The sequence below is a fragment of the Pseudomonas psychrophila HA-4 genome (assembly GCF_000282975.1).
Lineage (GTDB): Bacteria > Pseudomonadota > Gammaproteobacteria > Pseudomonadales > Pseudomonadaceae > Aquipseudomonas > Aquipseudomonas psychrophila_A.
This window is the reverse complement of sequence record NZ_ALJC01000103.1, coordinates 1-21,526: the sequence shown is the minus strand read 5'-3', so window position 1 is coordinate 21,526 and position 21,526 is coordinate 1. Positions and strand designations below refer to the sequence as shown.

Below are 21,526 nucleotides of genomic sequence, written 5' to 3'. Positions count from 1 at the left end.
TCCAGCCGGTAAAGCGGCGTTCCGACCCGGTTTTAACACGGGCGGTCATAGGAGTGAGTCATGTCTGAAGTACGTCATTCGCGTGTGATTATTCTGGGTTCTGGCCCTGCCGGTTACAGCGCCGCGGTTTATGCTGCCCGCGCTAACCTCAAACCACTGCTGATCACAGGCATGCAGGCGGGCGGTCAACTGACTACCACCACTGAAGTCGACAACTGGCCAGGCGACGTGCACGGTCTGACCGGTCCAGCGTTGATGGAGCGCATGCGCGAACACGCCGAGCGTTTTGAAACCGAGATCGTGTTTGATCACATCAACGCTGTTGATCTGAAAAATAAACCGTTCACCCTGACTGGCGATAGCGGCACCTTCACCTGCGACGCGCTGATTATCGCGACCGGCGCCAGCGCACGTTACCTGGGCCTGCCGTCTGAAGAAGCATTCATGGGCAAAGGTGTTTCGGCCTGTGCGACCTGTGACGGTTTCTTTTACCGCAACAAACCGGTTGCCGTTGTAGGCGGCGGTAACACGGCGGTTGAAGAGGCGCTGTACCTGGCCAACATCGCCAGCAAAGTGACTCTGGTTCACCGCCGTGAGACGTTCCGTGCTGAGAAAATCCTGATCGACAAACTGAATGCCCGTGTGGCTGAAGGCAAGATCGAATTCAAGTTGAACTCGACGCTGGATGAAGTGTTGGGCGACAACATGGGCGTGACTGGCGCTCGCCTGAAAAACAACGACGGCAGCTTTGACGAGATCAAAGTGGACGGCGTGTTTATCGCCATCGGCCACACCCCGAACACCTCGCTGTTCGAAGGCCAGTTGGAGCTCAAAGACGGCTACATGGTGGTGCAGGGTGGCCGTGAAGGCAACGCCACTGCGACCAGCATCGAAGGCGTGTTTGCTGCGGGCGACGTGGCCGACCACGTGTACCGTCAAGCCATCACCTCGGCCGGCGCCGGTTGCATGGCGGCACTGGACACTGAACGTTACCTGGACGGCCTGCAGAACGCTGAGTTCAAGTGATTTGCAGCGCCTAAAAAAACCGGCTTCGGCCGGTTTTTTTTTGCGCAAAGATCGCGAGGCAATCTCGCTCCCATAAGGCTTTATTTTTAAGCCTTGCGCGTCAGCGGCTGGGCTTCGAATTTAACCCCGGCCAAGCCGTGCTTGTTCAAGGCGCGGATGTTGCCGTGGTCAGTACCTTCTGGCGTTGCCAGAACCGAACGGTAATGCTCGCCGAACGCCAACAGGGCCTCTTGATCGCTCAGGCCTTCGAGCAGTGCTAGGCCCAAGGTTTTGCACGAGCCTTCGTTCTGCCCGGCCGCGCTTTCGACGCCGCCGTTGTTAAACGCCTGCGGCTGGTAATCGTAATGCGCAGCGATAAACGCCAGCGTGTCAGCGAATACGTGTTCGCCACTGTTGAGGCTGGCGCGCAGGGTGTTCAAGTCAGTCATGCTGTTTTCCTTTGGCAAACGCCGCCGTTTGTTCGGCGCTGGCTTCTTTCTGGTATTGAGATTTCCATTCGGTGTACGGCATGCCGTACACCACTTCACGAGCGTCATCGAGGCTGATCTCGATCTGACGTTCATCCGCTGCGGCCTTGTACCACTTGGACAGGCAATTACGGCAGAAACCCGAGAGGTTCATCAGGTCAATGTTCTGCACGTCTTTGCGGCTGTCCAGATGCGCAACGAGGCGGCGAAAGGCTGCGGCTTCAAGTTCAAGGCGTTCTTGGGGCGTCATTGGAATTCTCGCTGGATTTGAAAAAGGGGGGCTGACGCAGCTAAAAGCTACAAGTTTCAAGCTGCAAGCCAAGGCAGATCCGCTTCTCACTTGCCGCTAACCGCTTAAAGCTTAGCGGCTAGCCGCTAGCGTAATTGACACTGATTCGGCAAAGCGCAAAGCATGCGGCTTATCGACTTCGACTTCGGCATACAGTACCGCGGTGTTGCTCATCACCAGATCCAGCAGTTCCTGGGTCAGGCGCTCAAGCAGGGCGAAGCGGTTTTCTTCAACGTGCTGAATCACCGCTTTGGTAATGGTTCGGTAGTTCAGGGCGTGATCGATATCGTTATCACGCACAGCTTCTTGCGCGGCATACAGGATGGTGAGGTTGATCAACACATCTTGCTTGTTGAGGATTTCGTCCTCATTGATGCCGATAAATGTGCGCAGGCACAGGTCTTTCACGCGGATACGGGCCATTCCCGACTGAAGTTGTGGCATTACGACTTGCTCCGTCCAATCAATTGCAGGAACTCCATGCGTGTGCTGCTTGAGTCGCGAAACGCGCCGAGCATGACCGAGGTGTTCATGGTTGAATTCTGTTTTTCTACGCCGCGCATCATCATGCACATATGCTTGGCCTCGATCACCACCGCCACGCCAGCCGCCTGGGTAATGTTCTGGATCGCGTCGGCGATTTCGCGGGTGAGGTTTTCTTGGATTTGCAGGCGACGGGCAAACATGTCGACGATGCGGGCCACTTTCGACAGCCCCAGTACTTTGCCGGTCGGGATGTAAGCCACATGTGCTTTGCCAATAAACGGCAGCAGGTGGTGTTCGCACAGCGAGTAAAGCTCGATGTCTGCGACGATCACCATTTCGTCACTGTCTGAGGCAAACAAAGCGCCGTTGACGATCTCTTCCACACTCTGGCCATAGCCATGACACAGATACTGCATGGCTTTGGCTGCGCGTTTTGGGGTATCGAGCAGGCCTTCGCGCTCAGGGTTTTCACCGAGGCCGACCAGGATCTCGCGGTAATGCTCAGGCAATGATGTGCTCATGAAAATACTTCCTCGCGAACGACTTATTTAAGGTGCCGTCCGCCGTTGACGGTCAGGGTGGTGCCGGTCACGTATGGGTTATCCAGCAGGTAGCGCAGGCTTTGGTAGATCACCTCGGCGCCGGGTTCGATGCCCAGTGCTGACTTGGACAAGGCTTTGGCGCGATACGCCGCGTCATCGTCGGGGTTAAACATCAGCAAGGCCGGGGCGATGCCGTTGACCTTGATATGGGGCGCCAGTTTAGCTGCGAATGACAATGTTAGGCTGTCGAGCCCGGCTTTGGTGGCGCAATACGCGATGTGCTTGCTGCTTCCTTTGCGCGTGACATCGTCGCTGATGTGAATGATGTCTGCCGGGCTTGAGCGCGCCAGCAATTCGCTGCAATGCAGATTGATCAGGTACGGGGCGAGCATGTGTACGCTGAACATTTGGCTAAACGCGCTGGTTTCGGTCTCTGGCGTTTCAGCCAGCCACGCCGACGCATTGTGGACGATTGCCCGCAAACTGTCGGTATGGCTTTTAAGCCGCTCAATGAAATCGAGAATACCGCTTTCGCTCGAAAAATCGGCAAACAAGGTGGTCGCGCCTAATTCGCGCAAAGCCTGAACGCCGGGTTTTTCACTGCGATAACTGATGATCACGGGATAACCGTCAGCCAGCAGTTGCCTAGCGCAATGCAGACCAATGCGCTGGCCTGCGCCAGTGATCAGGATTGGGGCTGAAGAAGTCGGCATGTCGGGCTCGTGACAGAAAGGCCGGAAACGGTCGCGGCGTAATGGCAAAACTATACCAGCGTCCGCAACGTAACGGCCAAGCCCCTGACGATCCTTTAACTGCGATGAGGTGTGACTGTGCTACGCAAGGGTTTTGTGGGCGCGCTGTGCAGCCATCCCGCGAGCAAATGCGTCGAAAGCGGAATAAACAGATAAACCATCAGCGGTGTCAGAGCCAAGGTGCTGACAAGTACCCGTGGTAGCAAACTCAACTCGCCCAGCAAGGGGCCTAATACAACGTTGAACAACAGCGACACCGGAAAGAATGCCAGCCAGATCGCTACGGCTTGTTTCCAGCGTGGCGGACGTTGCCCTACGGCACCAAACCAGCCATCAATGCCACGGACTCGATGTTCTGACGGGTTGGCGAATAAGTGTCCGCCGCGTTGCAGCCAGGACTTGCGTGAAACTGAGTGTTCCCAGGCGTGCAGAGTGGATTCGTCGGCAAAGCGGAAAATAATCTGAAACTCATCATCGCCGGGGGGCGGGGCCAAGACGCCGGAGCCCAGATAACCGGGGAAGTCGGTGGCTAATTGTTCGCCTTCGTGCAACCAGGCAATCAGTTCCTGATAACGGCCTTTGGCGACGCGACGCGCGACCATCAAGGTGACAGGGGAGGCAGACATTGTGTATCTCCATGTGGCGGGTGTTGCCCGGATAGGGCAATCACAAAACACAGCGCCGGGGTGGTGGGCTGTGTGCTGAAAGACAGGCAAGGATTGTTCCTCTCTTGCCGTATAGCCTTTGCGCCAGCGGGTACAGGTTTACGATTGTGGGGGCATGAAGCGTAGAATCCTTCTTTCGTCCATGACCCTGGCCCTCCTGATGCCCGTGATTACTGATATTGAGCCCGTCACGAAGATTGCTGATCGCCCTGAACCGAAGGGTTTGTATCCGATCAGAGACGTTGCCCGGCTCACAGGGATCAATCCGATTACCCTGCGCGCTTGGGAGCGTCGCTATGGCCTGATACAGCCAACGCGCACCGAAAGTGGGCATCGTTTGTACACCATGAGCGATATTGAGGCAGTGCGTCAGGTCATGGGCTGGCTAGAGCGCGGGGTTGCGGTCAGTAAGGTTGCCGAGTTGCTCGCCCGCGCAACACCGACTGACACCCAGCTGCAAGACGCTAAATCCAACGAATATGCGCAATTGCAGGCACGTATTCAGAGTGCGCTGAGTGCATTCAATGAGTCAGAGCTTGAGCGTTTGTACGGTCAGATTTTCTCCAGTTACCCACCTGGAGTCGTGTTTCAGGACATTTTCTTGCCGCTCTGGCATCGGCTGTTGAAGGTGCAAGATGAGTTTGGGCGCACCAGCGAATGGTTGTTGCTTGATGGCTTTTTGCGCGGGCGTGTGCAACACCGCCTGCACATGCAGCCGACAGATGCCCGGCCTTGTGTATTGCTGGTGGCGTTGCCTGAATCATGCCGTGAGCTGGAGTTACTGGTCGCGGGGTTGTTGTTGAGCCGCAGTGACCGCGTGGTCCGGGTATTGGCCATGGGCCAGCCGCTGGATGAGCTGTCGTTGATTTGCGAGAAGATTCAGCCGCAGGCCGTCGTGCTGTTTGCTCAGCATGTAATGGGAGCAGCGCAGCACCGACGATTGACGCGATTGGCTCAGAGCCTGAACTGTTCGATGGCGCTGGCAGGTGAGGCTGCGGATGTGGCGCAAGAGGCGCTGGCCCGTACATCCATTGCTTGTCTGGGCAGCGAAGTCGGGTTGATGAATCAGCGTCTGGACACGGAACTTAAGGGCGCGGCAGTGCGCTGAGTGGCTCAGGCGTGCAGTGTCGGATGGGCCAGGCGATGCTGTTGCAAAATAAACTGGCGCAAGCGTTCGGTTTCTTCTTTGTCCCTTTGGTTAAGGCGGTAAGCATAAAACCCTGACCGGGTTTTCTGTTCCAGCGTGCCGCGCACAGCAATTCGCTCATACCCTGTTGGGCTGAACCATTGGGAAAATTGACGGGGCGGGCGGCTGTTGTTGCGCACCTCAATCAGTAAACCCTTGAACGACACTTCAGTGACCCACAGGTGTCCAGGGCGTGACCGAATATTTTCCAGCGCCACCGGTTCTTCTAACGTCAGTCGCCAAGGCCGAATCTTTGGCCCTTCTTCGAAAATGCTCGGTACGCCCAGTTGTAGATGCTGGGTGTGAAATTCGTCTTCAATCAGGCTCAGCGGAAAACTCATTTTCTGATTGGCAAATTGCGCTTGGAGGGTGACTTGTTCGTGCGCGGCCAAACGTGTCAGCAGGTCACGAATGTGCGACACGCCACTCACGGTCAGACTTGACGAAACTTCCCGCTGATTGAACAGTGGGTTTTGATGCATTAACTGGATGAAGTCCAACTCGTCCTGAGTCAGAAGACCGTCATGCGACATAATCGTGCTCGATCATTTGCTTAAAAAGCAGGGTTGAGTCTAGACCTTCAATTTGGCTTTTGGCCAAAGCCATTTGTCGCTTTCAACGCGTCCAATTCTTGCTTCACAGCGGCCAGTTCTGCCTCTAATTGCGCGACTTTGTGCTGTGATTTGACTTGCTGCGTGACGTCCTTTTGCACACCAATAAAGTAGGTCAGTTTATCGCTGTCGTTGAAGACTGGCGTAATAGAGAGCTCGTTCCAGAAATGTGAGCCGTCCTTACGGTAGTTGCGCAGCACCTGACGTGTTGGTTTCCCACTGGCAATCGCTTCACGGATCAACTGAAGCCCGATTTGATCGCGGTCTCCAGCCTGCAAAAAACGGCAATCTTGATACAGAATGTCGTCGCTGCTGTATCCGGTCAGCGCTTCGAACGCCGGGTTAACGTAGATCAGAATGTTGTCTTCACCTTCCTGTTCGGCGACCACGATGCCATCTTGGGATGCGTTAACCATGCGTTGTAGCAAGTGGGCATTGATCATCGAGTAGCGCTCCAGAAGTGCGGCAAAGTCGCGGCATTTTAAGACATCGTGACAAGCTGTCTACGTGCTATCACCGAAAGCGATGTCTCACCTGTTAATATCCCGGCCTTTTAGTCAGTTACAGGATCAGATTGATGAAAGTCGCCATCCTTTCCGGCTCGGTGTACGGCAGCGCTGAAGAAGTCGCTCTCCATGTCAAACAACTGCTGATCGATGCCGGTTTTGAGGTTTTGCTCAATTCGCGCAATAACCCCACGCTGGCGCAAGTTCAGGCCTTCGCGCCAGAGGCCTTTTTGGCTGTTACGTCCACCACCGGCATGGGCGAATTGCCTGACAACTTGCAGCCCTTGTACAGCGCAATTAAAGACACGCTTCCTGCCGCATGGCGCGGTCTTCCTGGCGGCGTAATCGCTTTGGGTGATGCGAGTTATGGCGATACTTTCTGCGGTGGCGGTGAACAGATACGCGAACTGTTCGGTGAATTGGGCGTGCACGAAGTACAGCCCATGTTGCGCCTGGATGCCAGCGAAACGGTCAGCCCGGAAACCGATTGCGAGCCGTGGGTTGAAGACTTTATCAACGTCCTGACTCAGTAACCGGTTGCTCACGCAGCAGCTCCAGCCAGGCTTGAGCTGCGCGTGACAAATACGCACCTTCGCGCCAGATGAATGCAATATCCCAACGCAAATAGTCCGGTGCAATGAGCTTCAAGCGTACAACGCCAGGTCGTATCAGACCGCGAGCGACTACGCTGGGCAGCAGTACCACACCTTGTCCGGCGGCCACCAAGGCCACTAAAAAGTCCGCTTGGCCGCTGCGACCGCCTTCCTTGGGAGTGAACCCCATTTGTTGGCAGGCCAGAAGGACACGATCGTTAAGTACAAAGCTGCGTTGGTAGAGCAAAAAGGGCGTTTCTGCCAGTTGCTCCAAACGCACGCTGGCGCTTTCAGCCAGTGGGTGAGCAGCCGGGAGCAAAGCATCGAGTGGTTCATCGCAAAAAGGTTGATAGGCGAACGCGCTGTTCTTCGGCGTGAGGCTCCCCCCCAACTCCAGTTCGCCACTCAAGACCGCCTGTTCAATATTCAAACTGCCGCCTTCGAGTAATTGCACCTGAATGTTCGGATAACGGCGCCGGTACTCGGCAAACAGGTTGGCAAACAGCGCATCACTGCCCAGCAGCGGCAGGCCCAATTTTAATTCGCCACGGGTTAAATGGCTCAAGTCGTCGAGTTCACTCAACAATTCATTGTGTAGCCGCAGCATGTCTTCGGCACGCTGCAAGACCACGTTGCCGGCTGCTGTCAGGCGAACATGGGAGCCCAGTCGGTCGAACAGGAACGTGCCGAGGCTTTGCTCTAGTTGCGCGACTTGTTTGCTCACCGCCGACTGGCTGATGTGCAGGTATTGCGCGGCAGGGGTGAAGCCACCGTGGCGTGCCACTTCAACGAACGTACGCAGTTGTTTGAATTCCATTGGCGTGATTCCTATTTGGAATGGCGCTTAGTCTAACAATTCGTTTTCGGGATGGAAGGTGCCTCTTTACACTGAAGCCCTGTCTGGAGTGGAAACAACATGAAACGCTTGGATGTAAAACGCGCGGGACGGCTAGTCAGTGAAATCGCCGTATTGCTAGCCATTTATTTTCTGGGCTGCCAGATCGCAACAGGCTGGCATTTGCCCATACCGGGCGGCGTGATTGGCATGTCGCTGTTGCTGCTGGCGTTCGCCTTGGGTTGGGTCAAGCCTGCGGCCCTGCAACTGGGTGCAGGCGTATTGATGGCCGAGATGCTGTTGTTTTTTATCCCCGCGCTGATGAGTTTGCTGGATTACGGGGCGCTGCTTCGCGATGACGGTTGGCGCATTCTGCTGGTCATCGGCATCAGCACCTTGTTGGTCATGGTGGTCACCGCGTTTACCGTCGAAGCTGTCTGCCGCTGGAGGTTGCGCCATGACGCTTGAGTGGATGCCCATGTTCTGGCTGGCGCTCACGTTGGCGACGTATGGTTTGAGCCGCTGGTTATATCAGCGCACCGGGCGTTACTTGTTGTCGCCGCTGATTCTGGTACCGGCCTTGTTGTTGGCGGTGGCCGTGCCGCTGAACACTGCCTACGCCGAATACTCCAGAGATACCCATTGGTTGATGCTGGTACTTGGCCCGGTGACCGTGGCCTTCGCCGTGCCCATCTGGCAGCAACGCCAATTGCTCGCGCAGCATTGGTTGGCCTTGTTATTGGGCATGCTGGCGGGCAGCGTGGCGTCGATTGGCAGTTCGTTCTGGCTGGCCAGGGTGCTGGCGCTTGATGCTTCACTGACTTTGTCACTGGTGCCGCGTTCAATCACCACGCCGTTTGCCATGCCGCTGGCGCAAAGTCTGGGCGGCGTACCGAATCTCACCGCCGTGTTCGTGATGTTTACCGGGGTCTTTGGTGCGCTGATGGGCGGCATCTTGCTCAAGTGGTTGCCATTGCGCAGTAGCTTGGCGCGCGGGGCGCTGTTTGCAGTCGGCGCCCACGGTGCGGGTGTCAGTCGTGCGCGTGAGGTCGGTAATGAAGAAGGTTCGGTGGCTGGTTTGGTGATGGTGCTGACCGGGGTACTTAATTTGTTTGCCGCCCCTTTACTGACACTGATGCTTTAACGTTTTTTGTAGCCGCTGTGAAACATCAAATCGCGGGTATAAAAAAGGCCGCTGTAAGACAGCGGCCAAAGAAGACGTTCATCAAGGAGCTACAAATCAACGTCAGGGTAAACCGGGGAGAGCAGAGTCAATTGACTCAATGCCCTGGGCTTGTCCAAGGCCTGTGTGCTTGGCAAGTGCGGCAAGAATAAGGTCTTGACCGTTAGGGAGTAAGCCCGGTTTACGACAATCTCTTTTACAACATGGGCAACAGTGCTCCAAGGCTTGTAGCGCTCTAGGTCAAGGCTGTGACAGCTAAGCCCTTTGGCCCAGACGGCGACACCTTGAACATCAACACCGTGCACGACGTGATAGCCCCCAATGGGTGTTTGCTCAAGCAGGGTTAGGCGCCGATTTAAGTTGGCTGATAACCCATGCGCCAACTGATGGCGTGGGCCGCAGCCAGCAAGCGCTGTGCTGCTGGCCCATGTTCATCGGCATGAAACAGCGAGGTAGGGCCGACCACGGTCAGCACGCCGGCGACTTTGCCGGTGGCCTCAAACACGGGGGCTGACAGGGCATCGACGCCTGGCATCAATAAGCCATGCACAAAATGCAAACCTCGACTGCGGATCTGCTCGCTGATGGCGGCATAGGCTTCGGCTGTTTGCAGCGGGTGCAATTGATCGGTCTTTAACTCTTGCTCACGCAACTCGGCAGTTTCGCGGTCGGGTAAAAAGGCGTTGAACACCAACCCGGTCGACGAACTCAATAGCGGCAGCACCGAACCCAATTTGGTGACCACAGTCACCGCCCGCACCGCGGCCTCAATCTGTACCACGGTCGCCCCCTGATTGCCCCACACAGCCAAAAAGCAGGTTTCGTTCAAGTCATCACGTAAATCAGCCAAGGGTTGAGCGGCGACTTTCAGCACATCCATGCTATTGAGCGCGGCCAAGCCCACGCGCAACGCCTCGCGGCCCAGACCGTAATGGTTGGTGGCGGCATTTTGCTCGGCAAACCCACTGGCAATCAGCGCCTGCAAGTAACGATGCACCTTACTCGCGGGCATTTGTACGTGCTCGGCCAAGCGCGACAAAGAGGTCGATGGCGACAGCTCGGCCAAGGCCTTGAGGATGTCGGTGCCGACTTCGGCGGAGCGCACTTTCTGTTTGCCAGTGCTGTCAGTGTTGCTGCGGGGCTTTTCCATGGAGGCGCGGGTTCTCGGGACGAATGGGCGTCTTTATAGCTTGACGCTTAATACCAATCAAATTACGTTATGCGTAATTCGATTACGATAAAAATAACGCAGTGACACGCCGGTGGTTATAGCGCCGAGTGAGTCCACTGTTTTCTCCACGCTGGAGGCTCCATGAACCTCGACTCGTCTTTGCCTGATCTCGCGTATCAATCCGGGTTTGGCAATGAATTCAGCAGTGAAGCGCTGCCCGGCGCTTTGCCAGTTGGGCAAAACTCCCCACAAAAAGTCCCTTATGGCCTGTACGCCGAGTTGTTATCCGGCACGGCATTCACCATGGCGCGCAGCGAGTCTCGGCGCACGTGGATGTACCGCATCAAGCCGTCGGCCAATCACCCAGCGTTTAAAAAGCTCGAACGCCAATTGGCCGGCGGTCCGCTGGGGCCGGTGACGCCCAATCGCTTGCGCTGGAACCCTCTGCCGATTCCTGTCGAACCTACCGACTTTATCGACGGTCTGGTTGGCATGGTCGCCAATAGCAGCTCGGAAAAACCCGCAGGCATCAGCATTTACAGCTACCGCGCCAACACCTCGATGCAGCGCGTGTTTTTTAATGCCGATGGCGAGCTATTGCTGGTGCCGGAACAGGGGCGCTTGCGCATTGCCACGGAGCTGGGGCGTTTTGACCTTGAGCCTTTGGAAATTGCGGTTATCCCGCGTGGGCTAAAGTTCCGCGTTGAACTGCTCGACGCGCAGGCGCGTGGCTACATCGCTGAAAACCATGGTGCGCCGCTACGCCTGCCGGACTTAGGGCCGATTGGCAGCAATGGCCTGGCCAATCCGCGTGATTTTTTGACCCCAACCGCGCACTACGAAGACACGCAGCAGCCGGTTACCCTGGTGCAAAAGTTTCTCGGCGAACTGTGGGGCTGCGAGCTGGATCACTCGCCCCTGAACGTGGTCGCATGGCATGGCAACAATGTGCCGTACAAATATGATTTGCGCCGTTTCAACACCATCGGCACGGTCAGCTTTGACCATCCCGACCCATCCATTTTCACCGTTCTGACCTCGCCCAGCAGCGTGCCGGGTTTGGCCAATCTCGATTTCGTGATCTTCCCGCCGCGCTGGATGGTGGCAGAAAACACCTTCCGCCCGCCGTGGTTCCATCGCAATCTGATGAACGAGTTCATGGGCCTGATCCAGGGCAGTTATGACGCCAAAGCCGAGGGTTTTTTGCCCGGCGGAGCGTCGCTGCACAGTTGCATGAGCGCGCATGGCCCGGATGCCGAAACCTGCACCAAAGCCATCGCTGCCGATCTGCAACCGAGCAAAATCGATAACACCATGGCCTTTATGTTTGAGACCAGCCAAGTGCTGCGTCCGAGCCAGTTCGCACTCCAATGCCCGCAACTGCAACCTAATTACGACGCGTGCTGGGCTTCACTGCCCTCGACCTTTACCCCGAATCGGAGATAACCCATGACCCAGTCCGCATTAACCCTGAGCTGGATCGCCTCCGCTAACGGGCACCGAGATTTCCCACTGCAAAACCTGCCGCTGGGCATCTTCAGCCTCCAAGGCTCTGCCCCGCGCAGTGGCGTTGCGATTGGCGAGCACATCTTTGATCTGGAAGCCGCGCTGGCGGCCGGCTTGTTTGAAGGGCACGCCAAAGTCGCGGTCGAAGCCTCGTTGGGCGGTTCGTTGAACGCTTTTTTTGCGCTGGGCAAAACGGCTCGCGTCGCCCTACGTGAGCGCTTGTTGGAACTGCTGAGCGAAGGCAGTACCTTGCGTGGAAGAATTGAAGCCCAAGGCGTAAAACTGCTGCCACTGGCGACCGATTGTGATCTGCATCTGCCTGCCAAAATCGGCGACTACACCGACTTTTATGTCGGTATCGAACACGCAAAAAATGTCGGCAAATTGTTCCGTCCCGATAATCCATTACTGCCGAACTATAAGTACGTGCCCATTGGTTATCACGGCCGCGCGTCGACCATTCGCCCGTCGGGTGCCGACGTGCGGCGTCCCAAAGGTCAAACCTTGCCAGCAGGCCAGACCGAGCCGAGCTTCGGCCCTTGTGCCCGTTTGGACTATGAATTGGAACTGGGTATCTGGGTGGGTCAGGGTAATGACATGGGCGATGCGATTCCCGTTAGCGAAGCGGGCGAACACATCGCCGGTTTTTGCCTGCTCAATGACTGGTCGGCGCGGGATATTCAAGCGTGGGAATACCAGCCACTGGGGCCGTTTTTGTCTAAAAGCTTTATTACCAGCATTTCGCCGTGGGTGGTGACGGCCGAAGCGCTGGAGCCGTTCCGCCGTGCTCAACCAGCTCGCCCAGAAGGTGATCCTCAGCCGCTGGCCTACCTGCTGGATCCCCAGGATCAAGCCAGTGGCGCATTGGACATCGAGCTGGAAGTGTTGCTGTTGACCGAGTCGATGCGCGAACAAAACCTGCCTGCGCACCGTTTGGGCCTGAGCAATAGCCTGAACATGTACTGGACTGCCGCGCAGTTGGTGGCTCACCACAGCGTTAACGGTTGCCAGTTGCAGTCGGGCGACCTATTCGGTTCGGGCACCTTGTCAGGGCCCGATCGCTCACAGTTGGGCAGCCTGCTAGAAATTACCGAAGGCGGTAAACATCCAATTGAATTGGCGTCGGGGGAGGTGCGTAAATTCCTCGAAGACGGTGACGAAATCATCCTACGCGCCCGCTGTACGCGTGAAGGTTACGCCTCTATTGGTTTCGGCGAATGCCGAGGCAAGGTCATCGCTGCGCGCTAACGGGAGCGAGCTATGGAACTCTTTGCCTACTACCGTTCAACGTCCTCGTACCGAGTGCGAATTGCGCTGGCGCTCAAAGGCCTGGATTACCAGGTTGTGCCGATCAATCTGCTCAAGGGCGAGCACCGTCAGCCGGTGTATCAGGCTATCAACCCGCAAGGCCGCGTACCGACCTTGCGCACCGATGACGGCAGCGTGTTGATTCAATCGCCGGCGATCATCGAGTACCTCGAAGAGCGCTTCCCGGCGGTGCCGCTGTTGTCCAACACACTGGTGACCCGAGCTCACGAACGGGCGGTTGCGGCCTTGGTGGCGTGTGATATTCACCCGTTGCACAACGTCAGTGTGCTTAACCAACTGCGCCAATTGGGCCAGGACGAAGAGCAGGTAGCGCAGTGGATCGGACATTGGATCGCCCAAGGTCTGGCGGCCATTGAGCAACTGATTGGCGATAGCGGTTATTGCTTTGGCCTTGAGCCTGGGTTGGCGGATGTGTACGTGATCCCGCAGTTGTACGCCGCAGAGCGGTTCAATGTGTCGCTGGCGGCGTATCCGCGAATTGCGCGTGTGGCGGCATTGGCAAAACAGCACCCGGCCTTTATCAAGGCGCATCCGGCCAATCAGCCAGATACCCACTGATTTCTGAGGGTGGGCACAACCCCCGCTTTTACGGGGGGTGTGTTTGACCATTAAAGGTCAGCCCGTATGTCTCAAACCTATGTAACTTATTCCTGCGCTCTTCAACGACTTTTCTGTCACGGCCTATACTGGCGGTTACCTGTCACCGATCGAGGGCTGGTTCATGTTTGCTCTCATGCAAAGCGCTCATGTGGAGTCGCTGCACCTCAGCGTTGACCCTGTCACAGGGCTCAAGGCCGTGATTGCTATTCATAGCAGTCGCCTCGGCCCGGCATTGGGCGGTTGTCGTTATTTGGCGTATCCCAACGACGAAAGTGCGGTGAACGACGCCATCCGTTTAGCCCAAGACATGAGCTATAAAGCCGCACTGGCCGGTTTGTCGGTAGGTGGGGCGAAGGCGGTGATCATGCGTGCGCCGCATGTTGAGAGTCGCGCTGCGCTGTTTGAAGCGTTCGGCCGTTGTGTCGAACAACTCGACGGTCGCTATATCACGGCAATTGACAGCGGCACCTCGACTGCCGACATGGACTGCATCGCCCAATATACCCAGCACGTCACTAGCACCACGGCAGCTGGCGACCCTTCAGCGCATACCGCCATGGGCGTGTTCGCTGGGATTCGCAGCACCGCGTCGTCGCGCCTCGGCAGCGACAACCTCGAAGGTCTGCGGGTCGCGATTCAGGGGTTGGGCAAGGTAGGATTTGCCCTGGCAGAGCAACTGCATGCCGCTGGGGCTGAATTGCTGGTGTGCGACACAGACGCCGGCAAGGTGCGCTTGGCTATGGAGCAGTTGGGGGCTCATCCGGTGGCGTGCGAAGCCTTGCTCAGTACACCGTGTGACATCTTGGCGCCGTGCGGCCTAGGCGGCGTGCTGAACTGGCACAGCGTCGCGCAACTGCGCTGTTCGGCAGTTGCCGGGTGTGCCAATAACCAACTGACCAACCTGCAAGTCGCCGACCAGCTTGAGCGCCGGGGCATCCTGTACGCGCCCGATTACGTCATTAATTCGGGTGGATTGATCTACATGGCCCTAACCCATCAAGGGGCGCAGCCAGAAGTGATCAATCAACTCTTACTGCGCATCAGCGAACGCCTAACCGGCATCTACGCCCACGCCCAAGCGGAAAAACGCTCACCGGCCCGGGTCTCGGATGAATTGGCCAAGCGCTTGTTGTATCCCCAAGATTAAAAGGCTGACCTACCCCGTTGGAGCGAGCTTGCTCGCGATCTTTTGATCGCTTAAAAGATCGCAGCCGTCGGCAGCTTCAACAGGATGCACTTGCCAGCTTTCGCGATAATTGTTTTCAAACTCAACCAACCCGGCATGCACCTGTTGCAGAGCCTCGATCTGACGCGTCACAGACTGTTTTTTGGCCTCGATGGCGTTGCTGACCACCGCCCACGGCAATGGTTGCCCTCGGTGATTTTGCACAATCGCCTGCATTTCTTTGAGCTTGAAACCCAACTGTTGCGCGCACTTGATGAACATCAGCAACTCAACACATTGCTGCGAATAGACACGGTAGTTGCCACGTCGCTGTGGAGCCTGCAATAAGCCTATTTCTTCATAGTGACGGATGCTTTTGACGGTCGTGCCCGACAACTGGGCGGCTTTGCCGATGTACATTAAAAGTCCTTTTAGGGCCGCGCATGCCGTGAAGGTTCACCGGCTGGCGAGCGTCTTGGCTTGCTGGAGCCACCTGTCCCGTTGTGTGGTCGTTGAGTTTAGTAGCGGGCCGAAGGTTAGGGTGGCCAATGGCTTGATACCACAAAACGCCAGCGTGGTTTTGCGCATTTGATGCAACCCCGGCATGCGGTACACCCATTTGTAGTACCACGGAGGGGTGTCCATCGTTACCAGCAGGTGTGCGCTGCGACCTTTCAGGAGTTTGTCGGGGAAGGCCTTGCCGGGTCGGTACTTAAAGGCAAAACCGGGCAGGAAGGTGCGGTCGAGAAAGCCTTTCATCAGGGCAGGAATCCCGCCCCACCAAATGGGGAATACAAACACCAGATGCTCAGCCCAACTGATATCGGCTTGGGCCTTGAGCAAGTCAGGTTCCAGCGTCTGGATCTGGTTGTAACCCTCGTGCAGCACCGGATCGAAATGCAGTGTGCCCAGTCGCAGCACCCTTACCTCACGGCTAGCGTGTTTGGCCGCCTCGACATAGCTGTCTGCCAAAGCGCCGCAGAAGCTGTTCGTAGAGGGATGACCCAGAATCACCAGTACTCGCTTGCTCATCGTTCCGCCAATCTGAAAAAGGGCCTTTCAAGATAGACGCTGCCCCAAGGGGGAGAGTCAAGCGAGCACGTGGAGGATTACTCGCTGTCGACCAGCAACTCGGACAGGGCGTCCGGTTGGCTCTTGAATGCCTTTGCAAATACATCGCGGTTTTTCGCCATGTAGATACCGGCTTCTTCGACTTGCTGCTCGCTCAGAGACGGCACAGCTTTTTGCAACACTTCAGCGAGCAATTCGGCCAGCTCCAGCATTTTGTCATGACGGTCAGCTTCGGCTTTATCCATGAACAAACGCTCCAGATCTCGGCTGCTGCGGTATACCACTTCGACGGCCATTTACCACCTCATATGCCTTCACGATAAGTTATCTTGCGATTACTGTATTTATATACAGCGAAAAGCATAAGCCAATCGCCGGGCTTTGAATAGTGACTTTTTACTCTAGTGCACGTGACGTGTCTAATCGCGGCTGGCCACCTTCTCACTGGCGGTGGCTGGCCTTTTTTCTGCATGTAAAAAGCGTCACGTTCATCGCGGATGATCCGTTTGAATCGATTCAAGGAGCTGCATCGTGAGAGTAAACAAGGCTGAGAAGCTACGTCGCCGGGTACATGAACTGGCCGAATCGATGGGCAATTTGTTCGTTGAAACCTTCCATTACTTGGCGTTGTTCGCCATTGGCGCTGTCACTGCCTGGGCGGCGGTAATGGAATTTTTGCAGATGGTGGAGAAGGGCAACATCTCCATCGATGACATCTTGCTGCTATTTATCTACCTCGAACTGGGCGCGATGGTCGGGATTTATTTCAAGACCAACCACATGCCCGTGCGTTTCCTGATTTACGTGGCGATCACGGCACTGACCCGCTTGCTGATTTCCAATGTGTCGCACCACAACCCGCCGGACATGGGCGTGGTGTACCTGACGGGGGCGATTCTGTTGTTGGCGTTTGCGATTCTGGTGGTGCGCTATGCGTCATCGCAGTTCCCGTCTGTGAAAATCGAGAACCCGCACCGCAAGACCGGTGCCGGTTCTGGTGAACACCCTGAAGTGGAGAAGGGCGAGTTGTAATCCCACGCCCACAAAAAAGGGCGGGCTTACCGAAGTAAGTCCGCCCTTTTTTTTGTGCGCCTTGGGCGCTGAGTCAGCTATTGAGTGCGGCCTGTTCTTTTTCCAGAAACTCTTCTTCGAGCAAGGCGTCGGCACTGGTTTTGTGCTCTTTCTCTTCAAACCCTTCAACGGCCAGTTTTGGGGTGTGTTTGCCACGCAGCTTGCCGAACAAATGCTCCAGGGCGTGCTCCAGTTTGGTCGCAGCGCCTTCAACGGCGAGTGTTAGTTCATTAGCGTCGTGGGACACCAGAATCGGTTGGTGACCTTTTGGACGAGCCTCCATTTTGCAGCGTTTGTCTTTTGGACCGGACTTGCCGCCATTCTCATCGGTGACATGCACGATGACTCGAGTAAGGTCTTCCAAGTAATGCTCGAGCGTAACTTCAACTGTAGCTGTCACCCAATTCTGGGTGCGTGCGTCAACAGCGATGTTTTTATCGGAAAAGACTTCAGTTTGCAGAGTTTGCATAATGCTTCCCTTATCTAGCGTGCTCGTGTGAGTTCTGACGGCCTCGCGACTCAAAGGTTCATCGTCAGCGCTCACCTACAGTGTTTGTGCCGATGAGCAAATATTTCAAGCACTTTTTTCTAGAAAAATCATTGGCTCTGATCCGCGTCAGTCTTTGGCAGGGACAAAAGCCCGCATGCGCGGGCCATGGCCGATTTATATCAAAATGCAACAGAGGTCTGGACATACAAAGTACGAGGTTCGCCCACGTATTTACCCTTGTTGTTGTCGTCAAACGAGCGAGTGTAGTACTCGTGGTTGAGAATATTTTTGACCCCGACAGCCACGTTCAGGTCGGACAACTGATGCCCAAAATCGTAGCCCACGCGGGTGTTGAACAGCATGTAGCCGGGGATGAGCCCGGTGCTGCCGTCAGCGCTTTCGGCGCGGGTGTTGGCGTTGTCGGCAAACTGGTTGGTCTGGAAGGTGCTGTCCAGATTGGCCTTCCATGCGCCTTCGGTGTAAGCGACACCCAGGCTACCTTTATTTTTCGAGGAGAACGGCACGCGATTGCCTTTGTTCGGCCCGTCTTCGCGGATAGTCGCGTCAACATAGGCGTAGGTGGCGTACACGTCGAAACCCGCCAGAACCGGGCTCACGCCTTCGAGCGCGTAATTGATGCTGGCTTCGATGCCTTGGTGACGGGTTTTGCCACGGGCGATCACAGTGTCGTTGGTCTGGTTGCTGTCGTATTGGTTGTTGAAGTTGATCAAAAATGCGCCGATCTCCGCGCGCAGGTTGCCATTGTCGTAGCGCGTGCCGAGTTCCCACGTGCGGGCTTTTTCTGGTTTGACTTCGTCGCCGTTGACCCGATTCGGCATCTGGCTGTACTGCACACTGCCGAACGAACCCTCGGTATTGGCATAGATATTCCAGGTGTCTGTCGCGTGGTAAAGAATGTTCAGCGCGGGCAGTGGGGTGTTGTAGTCGCCTTTGTATTTGACGTTGCTCAGCAGGTTGGTTTGCTGCTGTTTGATCATTTCGTAGCGAATGCCAGGGGTGAATGTCCACTTGCCGATGTCGATTTTGTCGTCGATAAAAAACGCGTTGGCTTCGGTAGCACCACGGGTGTCGCGGTCGTTACGGCTGCTGCTGGTTGGCAGTTCGTTGGCCGCAATCGGCGTACGGTAGCGCAGCTCATGCCCGGCCTCGTTGATGTAGCGGTAACCCACACCGACTTCGTGGCTGGTAGTGCCCACGTCAAAGCCTTGGGCCAGGCGCGTTTCAAGCCCGCGCACCCAGTATTCGCGCGGTGAAAGCGAGAGGAAGGTGCCTTGATCCAGATAGCCGCTGCGCAGGGTTTTGGTGAAGAAGCTATTCACCGTGAACTCGCGGCGGTCTTCTTGGTAGCGATAACCCATGTTGACCAGCGTGCGACGGCCCCAGAATTTGTCGTTCGGGCGGGTCGATTGGTACGGATCGGCTTTGTAGGCCGCCGTGCTCAGGCCACCAGGCATTTGGGCTTCACCATCGTAGTACTGGGCCATGGCGTTAAAGCTGTTGGCGTCGTCGAGTTGATAGTTGCCTTTAAGGATCAGGTCATCGATGCGCGTGTCGCTGTGCTCGCGCCAGTCGCCACCGCGGGTGCCGGAGTACAGCAGGGCGCCGCCCAGGCCATTGTCGGCGGTGCCACCGGCCAGCAAATTGGCGGTTTTCTTGAAACCATCTTGTGTTGACGACGGGCTGATTTCGGTCTGGAAACCCGCCTTGACGGTCGGTTCATCGGGAATCGCACGGGTCACAAAGTTGACCACACCGCCGACGTTTTGCGGGCCATAACGCACCGCACCGCCGCCGCGCACCACGTCTACAGCGTCCATGTTGCCCATGCTTACCGGAGCGAAAGAGAGTTGCGGTTGACCGTAGGGAGCGAAGGGCACTGGAATGCCGTCCATCAACACCGTCGAGCGCGTGGCCAAGCGCGGGTTTAGCCCGCGTATGCCGAAGTTGAGCGCCATGTCATGGCTGCCGGTCCCGTTGTTTTCCGGGGCGTTGACACCAGGGATGCGGTTGAGCACTTCGCGGGCTGTTGTGGCGCCCTGGCGTTCGAAATCTTCGCGGCGGATTACGTCACGTGCGCCCGGATGCTCGAAGACATTGGTTTGTGCGGCGTCGCCCAGCCAGTCACCGACCACGCTGGAGGTGCCCAACTCAATGCTTTGCGGGGCGTTGGCGGTGGATGCCGGTTGCAGGCTGAACGCGCCCTGACCTTCAGCGCGGGCTTGCAGGCCGGTGCCTTCGAGCAACGCTTGCAAGCCTTGCTCGGGGTTGAAGTTACCTTCCAGGCCATGGCTTTGAATGCCGCTGGCGGCAGCCGAGCTGAACGAAATTAGCACACCCGCTTCACGTCCGAATTGATTCAACGCGTTTTCCAGTGAAGAGGGCGCGATGTGATAGCTCTTGGTATCTGTTTGGGCAACGGCGTTGAAACTTAAACTGGCACCCAGTAACAAACTGGCCAAGGACGTAAGACGGAGCGGCTGAGCGGGCATGAAAAGGTCCTGAGAAGGGAGAGAATCGAAGTGGCTTACCTTCTCTGTCACGCCAGACTTGAAAACAGCTCACATGCTTGAAAATAAATATTCGCTTTGTAGGAGCGGGCTTGCTCCTGCAGAGGGTTTATCGTCGCTACGCCCGCGCCTCGACTGTCACCCAGTACCGGGTTAAGCGTTTGACCCGCACCGGTAAGCTGACTTCGAGCATGTTTAGAATCCGCTCGCTGTCGTTCACCGGGTAAGTGCCGGAGATCAGCAGTTCAGCGGCTTTCAGGTCGCAATTAAGCTGGCCACGGCGATAGCGTCCCAACTCGGCGAGAAAGTCTTCAAGGCGCATGTGCGCGGCCACCAGCATGCCGTCAGTCCAGGCGCTGCTATTGGCATCCAGCACGTGCGCAGGGCTCCAAGCCTGGCGATTGAAGCTCAATTGTTGATGGGCCTGTACCCATAGCGGGTTTCCTATGTGGGCCGTTGGTGTGAGCGCGACTCGGCCATCAAGCACCGCCAGTTCTGTGCGGTTGCTAAATTGGCGCACGTTCAAGCGCGCACCCTGCGGCTGCAACATGCCGTCAGCGGTGAGAATTTGCAGGGGCCGGTTTTCTTGTGCGGCGGTCAGGTGCATCTCGCCTTCGAGCAAGCGAATGACCCGCCGCTGGGCGTCAAATCGCACATCGACCGAGCTTGCGGTGTTGAGCTGGAGTTGGCTTCCATCCTGTAACTGCACGTTACGTCGCTGACCCAACGGGCTGCTGTAATCGGCCAGCAGCGGGGTGATCGGCAGTTGATCGCGCAGGCCGTAAGTCAATGCAGAGCCCACACCCAACGACAACAGCACCTTGAGGGCATGACGGCGACTGCTGCTTTTGGGCGCGTTCAGTGCCGCGTGGGCCAAAGGCGAGGACAACCCGCGCAAGCGCTGATTAACCCGCTGAATGTGCTCCCACGCGCGCTGGTGTTCGCTGTGGGCCTGTAGCCAATACTCCCAAGCTTGCTGACGACGCGGGTTGAGGGCGCCGTCCTGCATTTCGACCAGCCAACTCACCGCTTGCTCGGCAACGCCCGGCGCAATGTCCGGCGGGTTATTAAAAGCGCCGTTCACAGGGCGAAGTAGCAGCGCAGGGCTGCCTTATTCAAATGGCGTTTGACCGTGGCAATCGATATGCCCAATTGAGCGCTGATTTCGGCGTAGCTCAGGCCATCGACCTGCGCCAGCAAAAAGGCCCGCTTGACCGGGGAGGGCAGGCCGTCCAGCAGTTGGTCCAGCGCCATCAGGGTTTGCAGGATGATGGCCTTGTCTTCTTCGGACGGCACCAGCGCCTCGGGCAGATCAGCCAGTGCCTGCAAGTACGCGCGCTCCAGATCCTGGCGCCGATAGTGATTAAACAGCACGCGCTTGGCGACGACGGTCAAGAACGCCCGAGGCTCGGCAAGGGTGGGTGTTTCGCGGCTGATCAACAGCCGCATGAAGG

Annotated in this window: 27 protein-coding genes; 10 read left to right on the top strand and 17 right to left on the bottom strand. The window is 56.7% G+C overall.

All coding sequences use genetic code 11. The features are described 5' to 3' along the window. Nucleotides 1-60: 60 nt before the first annotated feature. Nucleotides 61-1,026 carry a thioredoxin-disulfide reductase gene (gene trxB / locus B347_RS0116860; RefSeq protein ID WP_019410866.1) on the top strand — a complete coding sequence of 322 codons (966 nt, stop codon included), beginning with the start codon at nucleotides 61-63 and terminating at the stop codon, nucleotides 1,024-1,026. An 86-nt stretch (nucleotides 1,027-1,112) separates the two neighbouring features. On the opposite strand, the gene B347_RS0116855 is transcribed toward trxB, so the two are convergent. The 6 genes from B347_RS0116855 to B347_RS0116830 form a co-directional block, all read right to left on the bottom strand. Further along, the gene (locus B347_RS0116855) at nucleotides 1,113-1,454 is read right to left on the bottom strand and encodes a HopJ type III effector protein (protein ID WP_019410865.1); all 342 of its coding nucleotides are present in this window, start codon (nucleotides 1,452-1,454) and stop codon (nucleotides 1,113-1,115) included. After that, nucleotides 1,447-1,743: a DUF1244 domain-containing protein gene (locus B347_RS0116850; RefSeq protein ID WP_019410864.1), complete on the bottom strand. Its 297-nt coding sequence runs from the start codon at nucleotides 1,741-1,743 to the stop codon at nucleotides 1,447-1,449. The genes B347_RS0116855 and B347_RS0116850 overlap by 8 nt, the downstream gene beginning before the upstream one ends. Before the next feature lie 111 nt (nucleotides 1,744-1,854). Then, the gene (gene folX, locus B347_RS0116845) at nucleotides 1,855-2,226 is read right to left on the bottom strand and encodes a dihydroneopterin triphosphate 2'-epimerase (protein ID WP_019410863.1); all 372 of its coding nucleotides are present in this window, start codon (nucleotides 2,224-2,226) and stop codon (nucleotides 1,855-1,857) included. Next, the gene (gene folE / locus B347_RS0116840) at nucleotides 2,226-2,789 is read right to left on the bottom strand and encodes a GTP cyclohydrolase I FolE (RefSeq protein WP_019410862.1); all 564 of its coding nucleotides are present in this window, start codon (nucleotides 2,787-2,789) and stop codon (nucleotides 2,226-2,228) included. Before folE ends, folX begins: the two co-directional genes overlap by 1 nt. 23 nt (nucleotides 2,790-2,812) lie before the next feature. Further along, on the bottom strand, nucleotides 2,813-3,523 hold the full coding sequence (gene folM / locus B347_RS0116835; RefSeq protein ID WP_019410861.1) for a dihydromonapterin reductase: 711 nt from the start codon (nucleotides 3,521-3,523) through the stop codon (nucleotides 2,813-2,815). A gap of 95 nt (nucleotides 3,524-3,618) precedes the next feature. Continuing rightward, on the bottom strand, nucleotides 3,619-4,188 hold the full coding sequence (locus B347_RS0116830; RefSeq protein ID WP_019410860.1) for an antibiotic biosynthesis monooxygenase: 570 nt from the start codon (nucleotides 4,186-4,188) through the stop codon (nucleotides 3,619-3,621). Nucleotides 4,189-4,387: 199 nt separating this feature from the next. Between B347_RS0116830 and B347_RS0116825 the strand changes: the two genes are divergently transcribed. Further along, nucleotides 4,388-5,335 (top strand): MerR family transcriptional regulator, encoded by a 948-nt coding sequence (locus tag B347_RS0116825; protein ID WP_026014248.1) that lies wholly within the window; start codon nucleotides 4,388-4,390, stop codon nucleotides 5,333-5,335. Between the two features lie 5 nt (nucleotides 5,336-5,340). On the opposite strand, the gene B347_RS0116820 is transcribed toward B347_RS0116825, so the two are convergent. Both B347_RS0116820 and B347_RS0116815 read right to left on the bottom strand, forming a co-directional pair. Next, nucleotides 5,341-5,946 carry a hypothetical protein gene (locus B347_RS0116820; RefSeq protein WP_019410858.1) on the bottom strand — a complete coding sequence of 202 codons (606 nt, stop codon included), beginning with the start codon at nucleotides 5,944-5,946 and terminating at the stop codon, nucleotides 5,341-5,343. A 47-nt stretch (nucleotides 5,947-5,993) separates the two neighbouring features. Beyond that, nucleotides 5,994-6,467: a PAS domain-containing protein gene (locus B347_RS0116815; protein WP_019410857.1), complete on the bottom strand. Its 474-nt coding sequence runs from the start codon at nucleotides 6,465-6,467 to the stop codon at nucleotides 5,994-5,996. 134 nt (nucleotides 6,468-6,601) lie between these two features. Here B347_RS0116815 and B347_RS0116810 point away from each other — a divergent pair, with 134 nt between their 5' ends. Continuing rightward, complete coding sequence (locus tag B347_RS0116810) at nucleotides 6,602-7,063, top strand: flavodoxin (protein WP_019410856.1); 462 nt, start codon at nucleotides 6,602-6,604, stop codon at nucleotides 7,061-7,063. Here B347_RS0116810 and B347_RS0116805 read toward each other — a convergent pair. Next, a complete protein-coding gene (locus B347_RS0116805; RefSeq protein WP_019410855.1) occupies nucleotides 7,044-7,940 on the bottom strand; it encodes a LysR family transcriptional regulator in 897 nt (298 codons plus the stop codon). The genes B347_RS0116810 and B347_RS0116805 overlap by 20 nt on opposite strands. Nucleotides 7,941-8,039: 99 nt before the next feature. Between B347_RS0116805 and B347_RS0116800 the strand changes: the two genes are divergently transcribed. Both B347_RS0116800 and B347_RS0116795 read left to right on the top strand, forming a co-directional pair. Beyond that, nucleotides 8,040-8,426: a CidA/LrgA family protein gene (locus B347_RS0116800; protein WP_019410854.1), complete on the top strand. Its 387-nt coding sequence runs from the start codon at nucleotides 8,040-8,042 to the stop codon at nucleotides 8,424-8,426. Further along, the gene (locus B347_RS0116795; RefSeq protein ID WP_019410853.1) at nucleotides 8,416-9,102 is read left to right on the top strand and encodes an LrgB family protein; all 687 of its coding nucleotides are present in this window, start codon (nucleotides 8,416-8,418) and stop codon (nucleotides 9,100-9,102) included. Before B347_RS0116800 ends, B347_RS0116795 begins: the two co-directional genes overlap by 11 nt. A gap of 394 nt (nucleotides 9,103-9,496) precedes the next feature. Here the strand turns inward: B347_RS0116795 and B347_RS0116790 are convergent, their stop codons facing one another. Continuing rightward, nucleotides 9,497-10,291, bottom strand: coding sequence for an IclR family transcriptional regulator (locus B347_RS0116790; protein ID WP_019410852.1), 795 nt, complete (start codon nucleotides 10,289-10,291; stop codon nucleotides 9,497-9,499). A 162-nt stretch (nucleotides 10,292-10,453) separates the two neighbouring features. Here B347_RS0116790 and hmgA point away from each other — a divergent pair, with 162 nt between their 5' ends. From hmgA to B347_RS0116770, 4 genes are all read left to right on the top strand, one after another. Further along, nucleotides 10,454-11,758, top strand: a complete 1,305-nt coding sequence (hmgA, locus tag B347_RS0116785; RefSeq protein ID WP_019410851.1) for a homogentisate 1,2-dioxygenase — start codon at nucleotides 10,454-10,456, stop codon at nucleotides 11,756-11,758. Nucleotides 11,759-11,761: 3 nt separating this feature from the next. Next, the gene (fahA, locus tag B347_RS0116780; RefSeq protein WP_019410850.1) at nucleotides 11,762-13,066 is read left to right on the top strand and encodes a fumarylacetoacetase; all 1,305 of its coding nucleotides are present in this window, start codon (nucleotides 11,762-11,764) and stop codon (nucleotides 13,064-13,066) included. 12 nt (nucleotides 13,067-13,078) lie between these two features. Then, nucleotides 13,079-13,705 (top strand): maleylacetoacetate isomerase, encoded by a 627-nt coding sequence (maiA, locus tag B347_RS0116775; protein ID WP_019410849.1) that lies wholly within the window; start codon nucleotides 13,079-13,081, stop codon nucleotides 13,703-13,705. 163 nt (nucleotides 13,706-13,868) lie between these two features. Next, entirely contained in the window at nucleotides 13,869-14,894 is a 1,026-nt protein-coding gene (locus tag B347_RS0116770; RefSeq protein WP_019410848.1) for a Leu/Phe/Val dehydrogenase, read from the top strand. 9 nt (nucleotides 14,895-14,903) lie between these two features. Here B347_RS0116770 and B347_RS25120 read toward each other — a convergent pair whose 3' ends face one another. From B347_RS25120 to B347_RS0116755, 3 genes are all read right to left on the bottom strand, one after another. Then, on the bottom strand, nucleotides 14,904-15,332 hold the full coding sequence (locus tag B347_RS25120; protein ID WP_019410847.1) for a MerR family transcriptional regulator: 429 nt from the start codon (nucleotides 15,330-15,332) through the stop codon (nucleotides 14,904-14,906). Between the two features lie 36 nt (nucleotides 15,333-15,368). Beyond that, nucleotides 15,369-15,944, bottom strand: coding sequence for an NAD(P)H-dependent oxidoreductase (locus tag B347_RS0116760; RefSeq protein ID WP_019410846.1), 576 nt, complete (start codon nucleotides 15,942-15,944; stop codon nucleotides 15,369-15,371). Nucleotides 15,945-16,021: 77 nt separating this feature from the next. Beyond that, nucleotides 16,022-16,279: a YebG family protein gene (locus B347_RS0116755; RefSeq protein WP_019410845.1), complete on the bottom strand. Its 258-nt coding sequence runs from the start codon at nucleotides 16,277-16,279 to the stop codon at nucleotides 16,022-16,024. A 235-nt stretch (nucleotides 16,280-16,514) separates the two neighbouring features. On the opposite strand from B347_RS0116755, the gene B347_RS0116750 reads away from it, so the two are divergent. Beyond that, nucleotides 16,515-17,015 (top strand): phosphate-starvation-inducible protein PsiE, encoded by a 501-nt coding sequence (locus B347_RS0116750; protein ID WP_019410844.1) that lies wholly within the window; start codon nucleotides 16,515-16,517, stop codon nucleotides 17,013-17,015. Between the two features lie 73 nt (nucleotides 17,016-17,088). Here B347_RS0116750 and B347_RS0116745 read toward each other — a convergent pair whose 3' ends face one another. The 4 genes from B347_RS0116745 to B347_RS0116730 all read right to left on the bottom strand — a co-directional run. Further along, entirely contained in the window at nucleotides 17,089-17,514 is a 426-nt protein-coding gene (locus tag B347_RS0116745; RefSeq protein ID WP_026014247.1) for an HPF/RaiA family ribosome-associated protein, read from the bottom strand. Between the two features lie 209 nt (nucleotides 17,515-17,723). Beyond that, nucleotides 17,724-20,054: a TonB-dependent Fe(3+) dicitrate receptor FecA gene (gene fecA / locus B347_RS0116740; protein ID WP_019410842.1), complete on the bottom strand. Its 2,331-nt coding sequence runs from the start codon at nucleotides 20,052-20,054 to the stop codon at nucleotides 17,724-17,726. A gap of 136 nt (nucleotides 20,055-20,190) precedes the next feature. After that, the gene (locus B347_RS0116735; RefSeq protein ID WP_019410841.1) at nucleotides 20,191-21,156 is read right to left on the bottom strand and encodes a FecR domain-containing protein; all 966 of its coding nucleotides are present in this window, start codon (nucleotides 21,154-21,156) and stop codon (nucleotides 20,191-20,193) included. Beyond that, nucleotides 21,153-21,526 (bottom strand): sigma-70 family RNA polymerase sigma factor (locus tag B347_RS0116730; protein WP_019410840.1); only part of this gene is annotated, 374 nt, incomplete at its 5' end. The genes B347_RS0116730 and B347_RS0116735, both read right to left, overlap by 4 nt.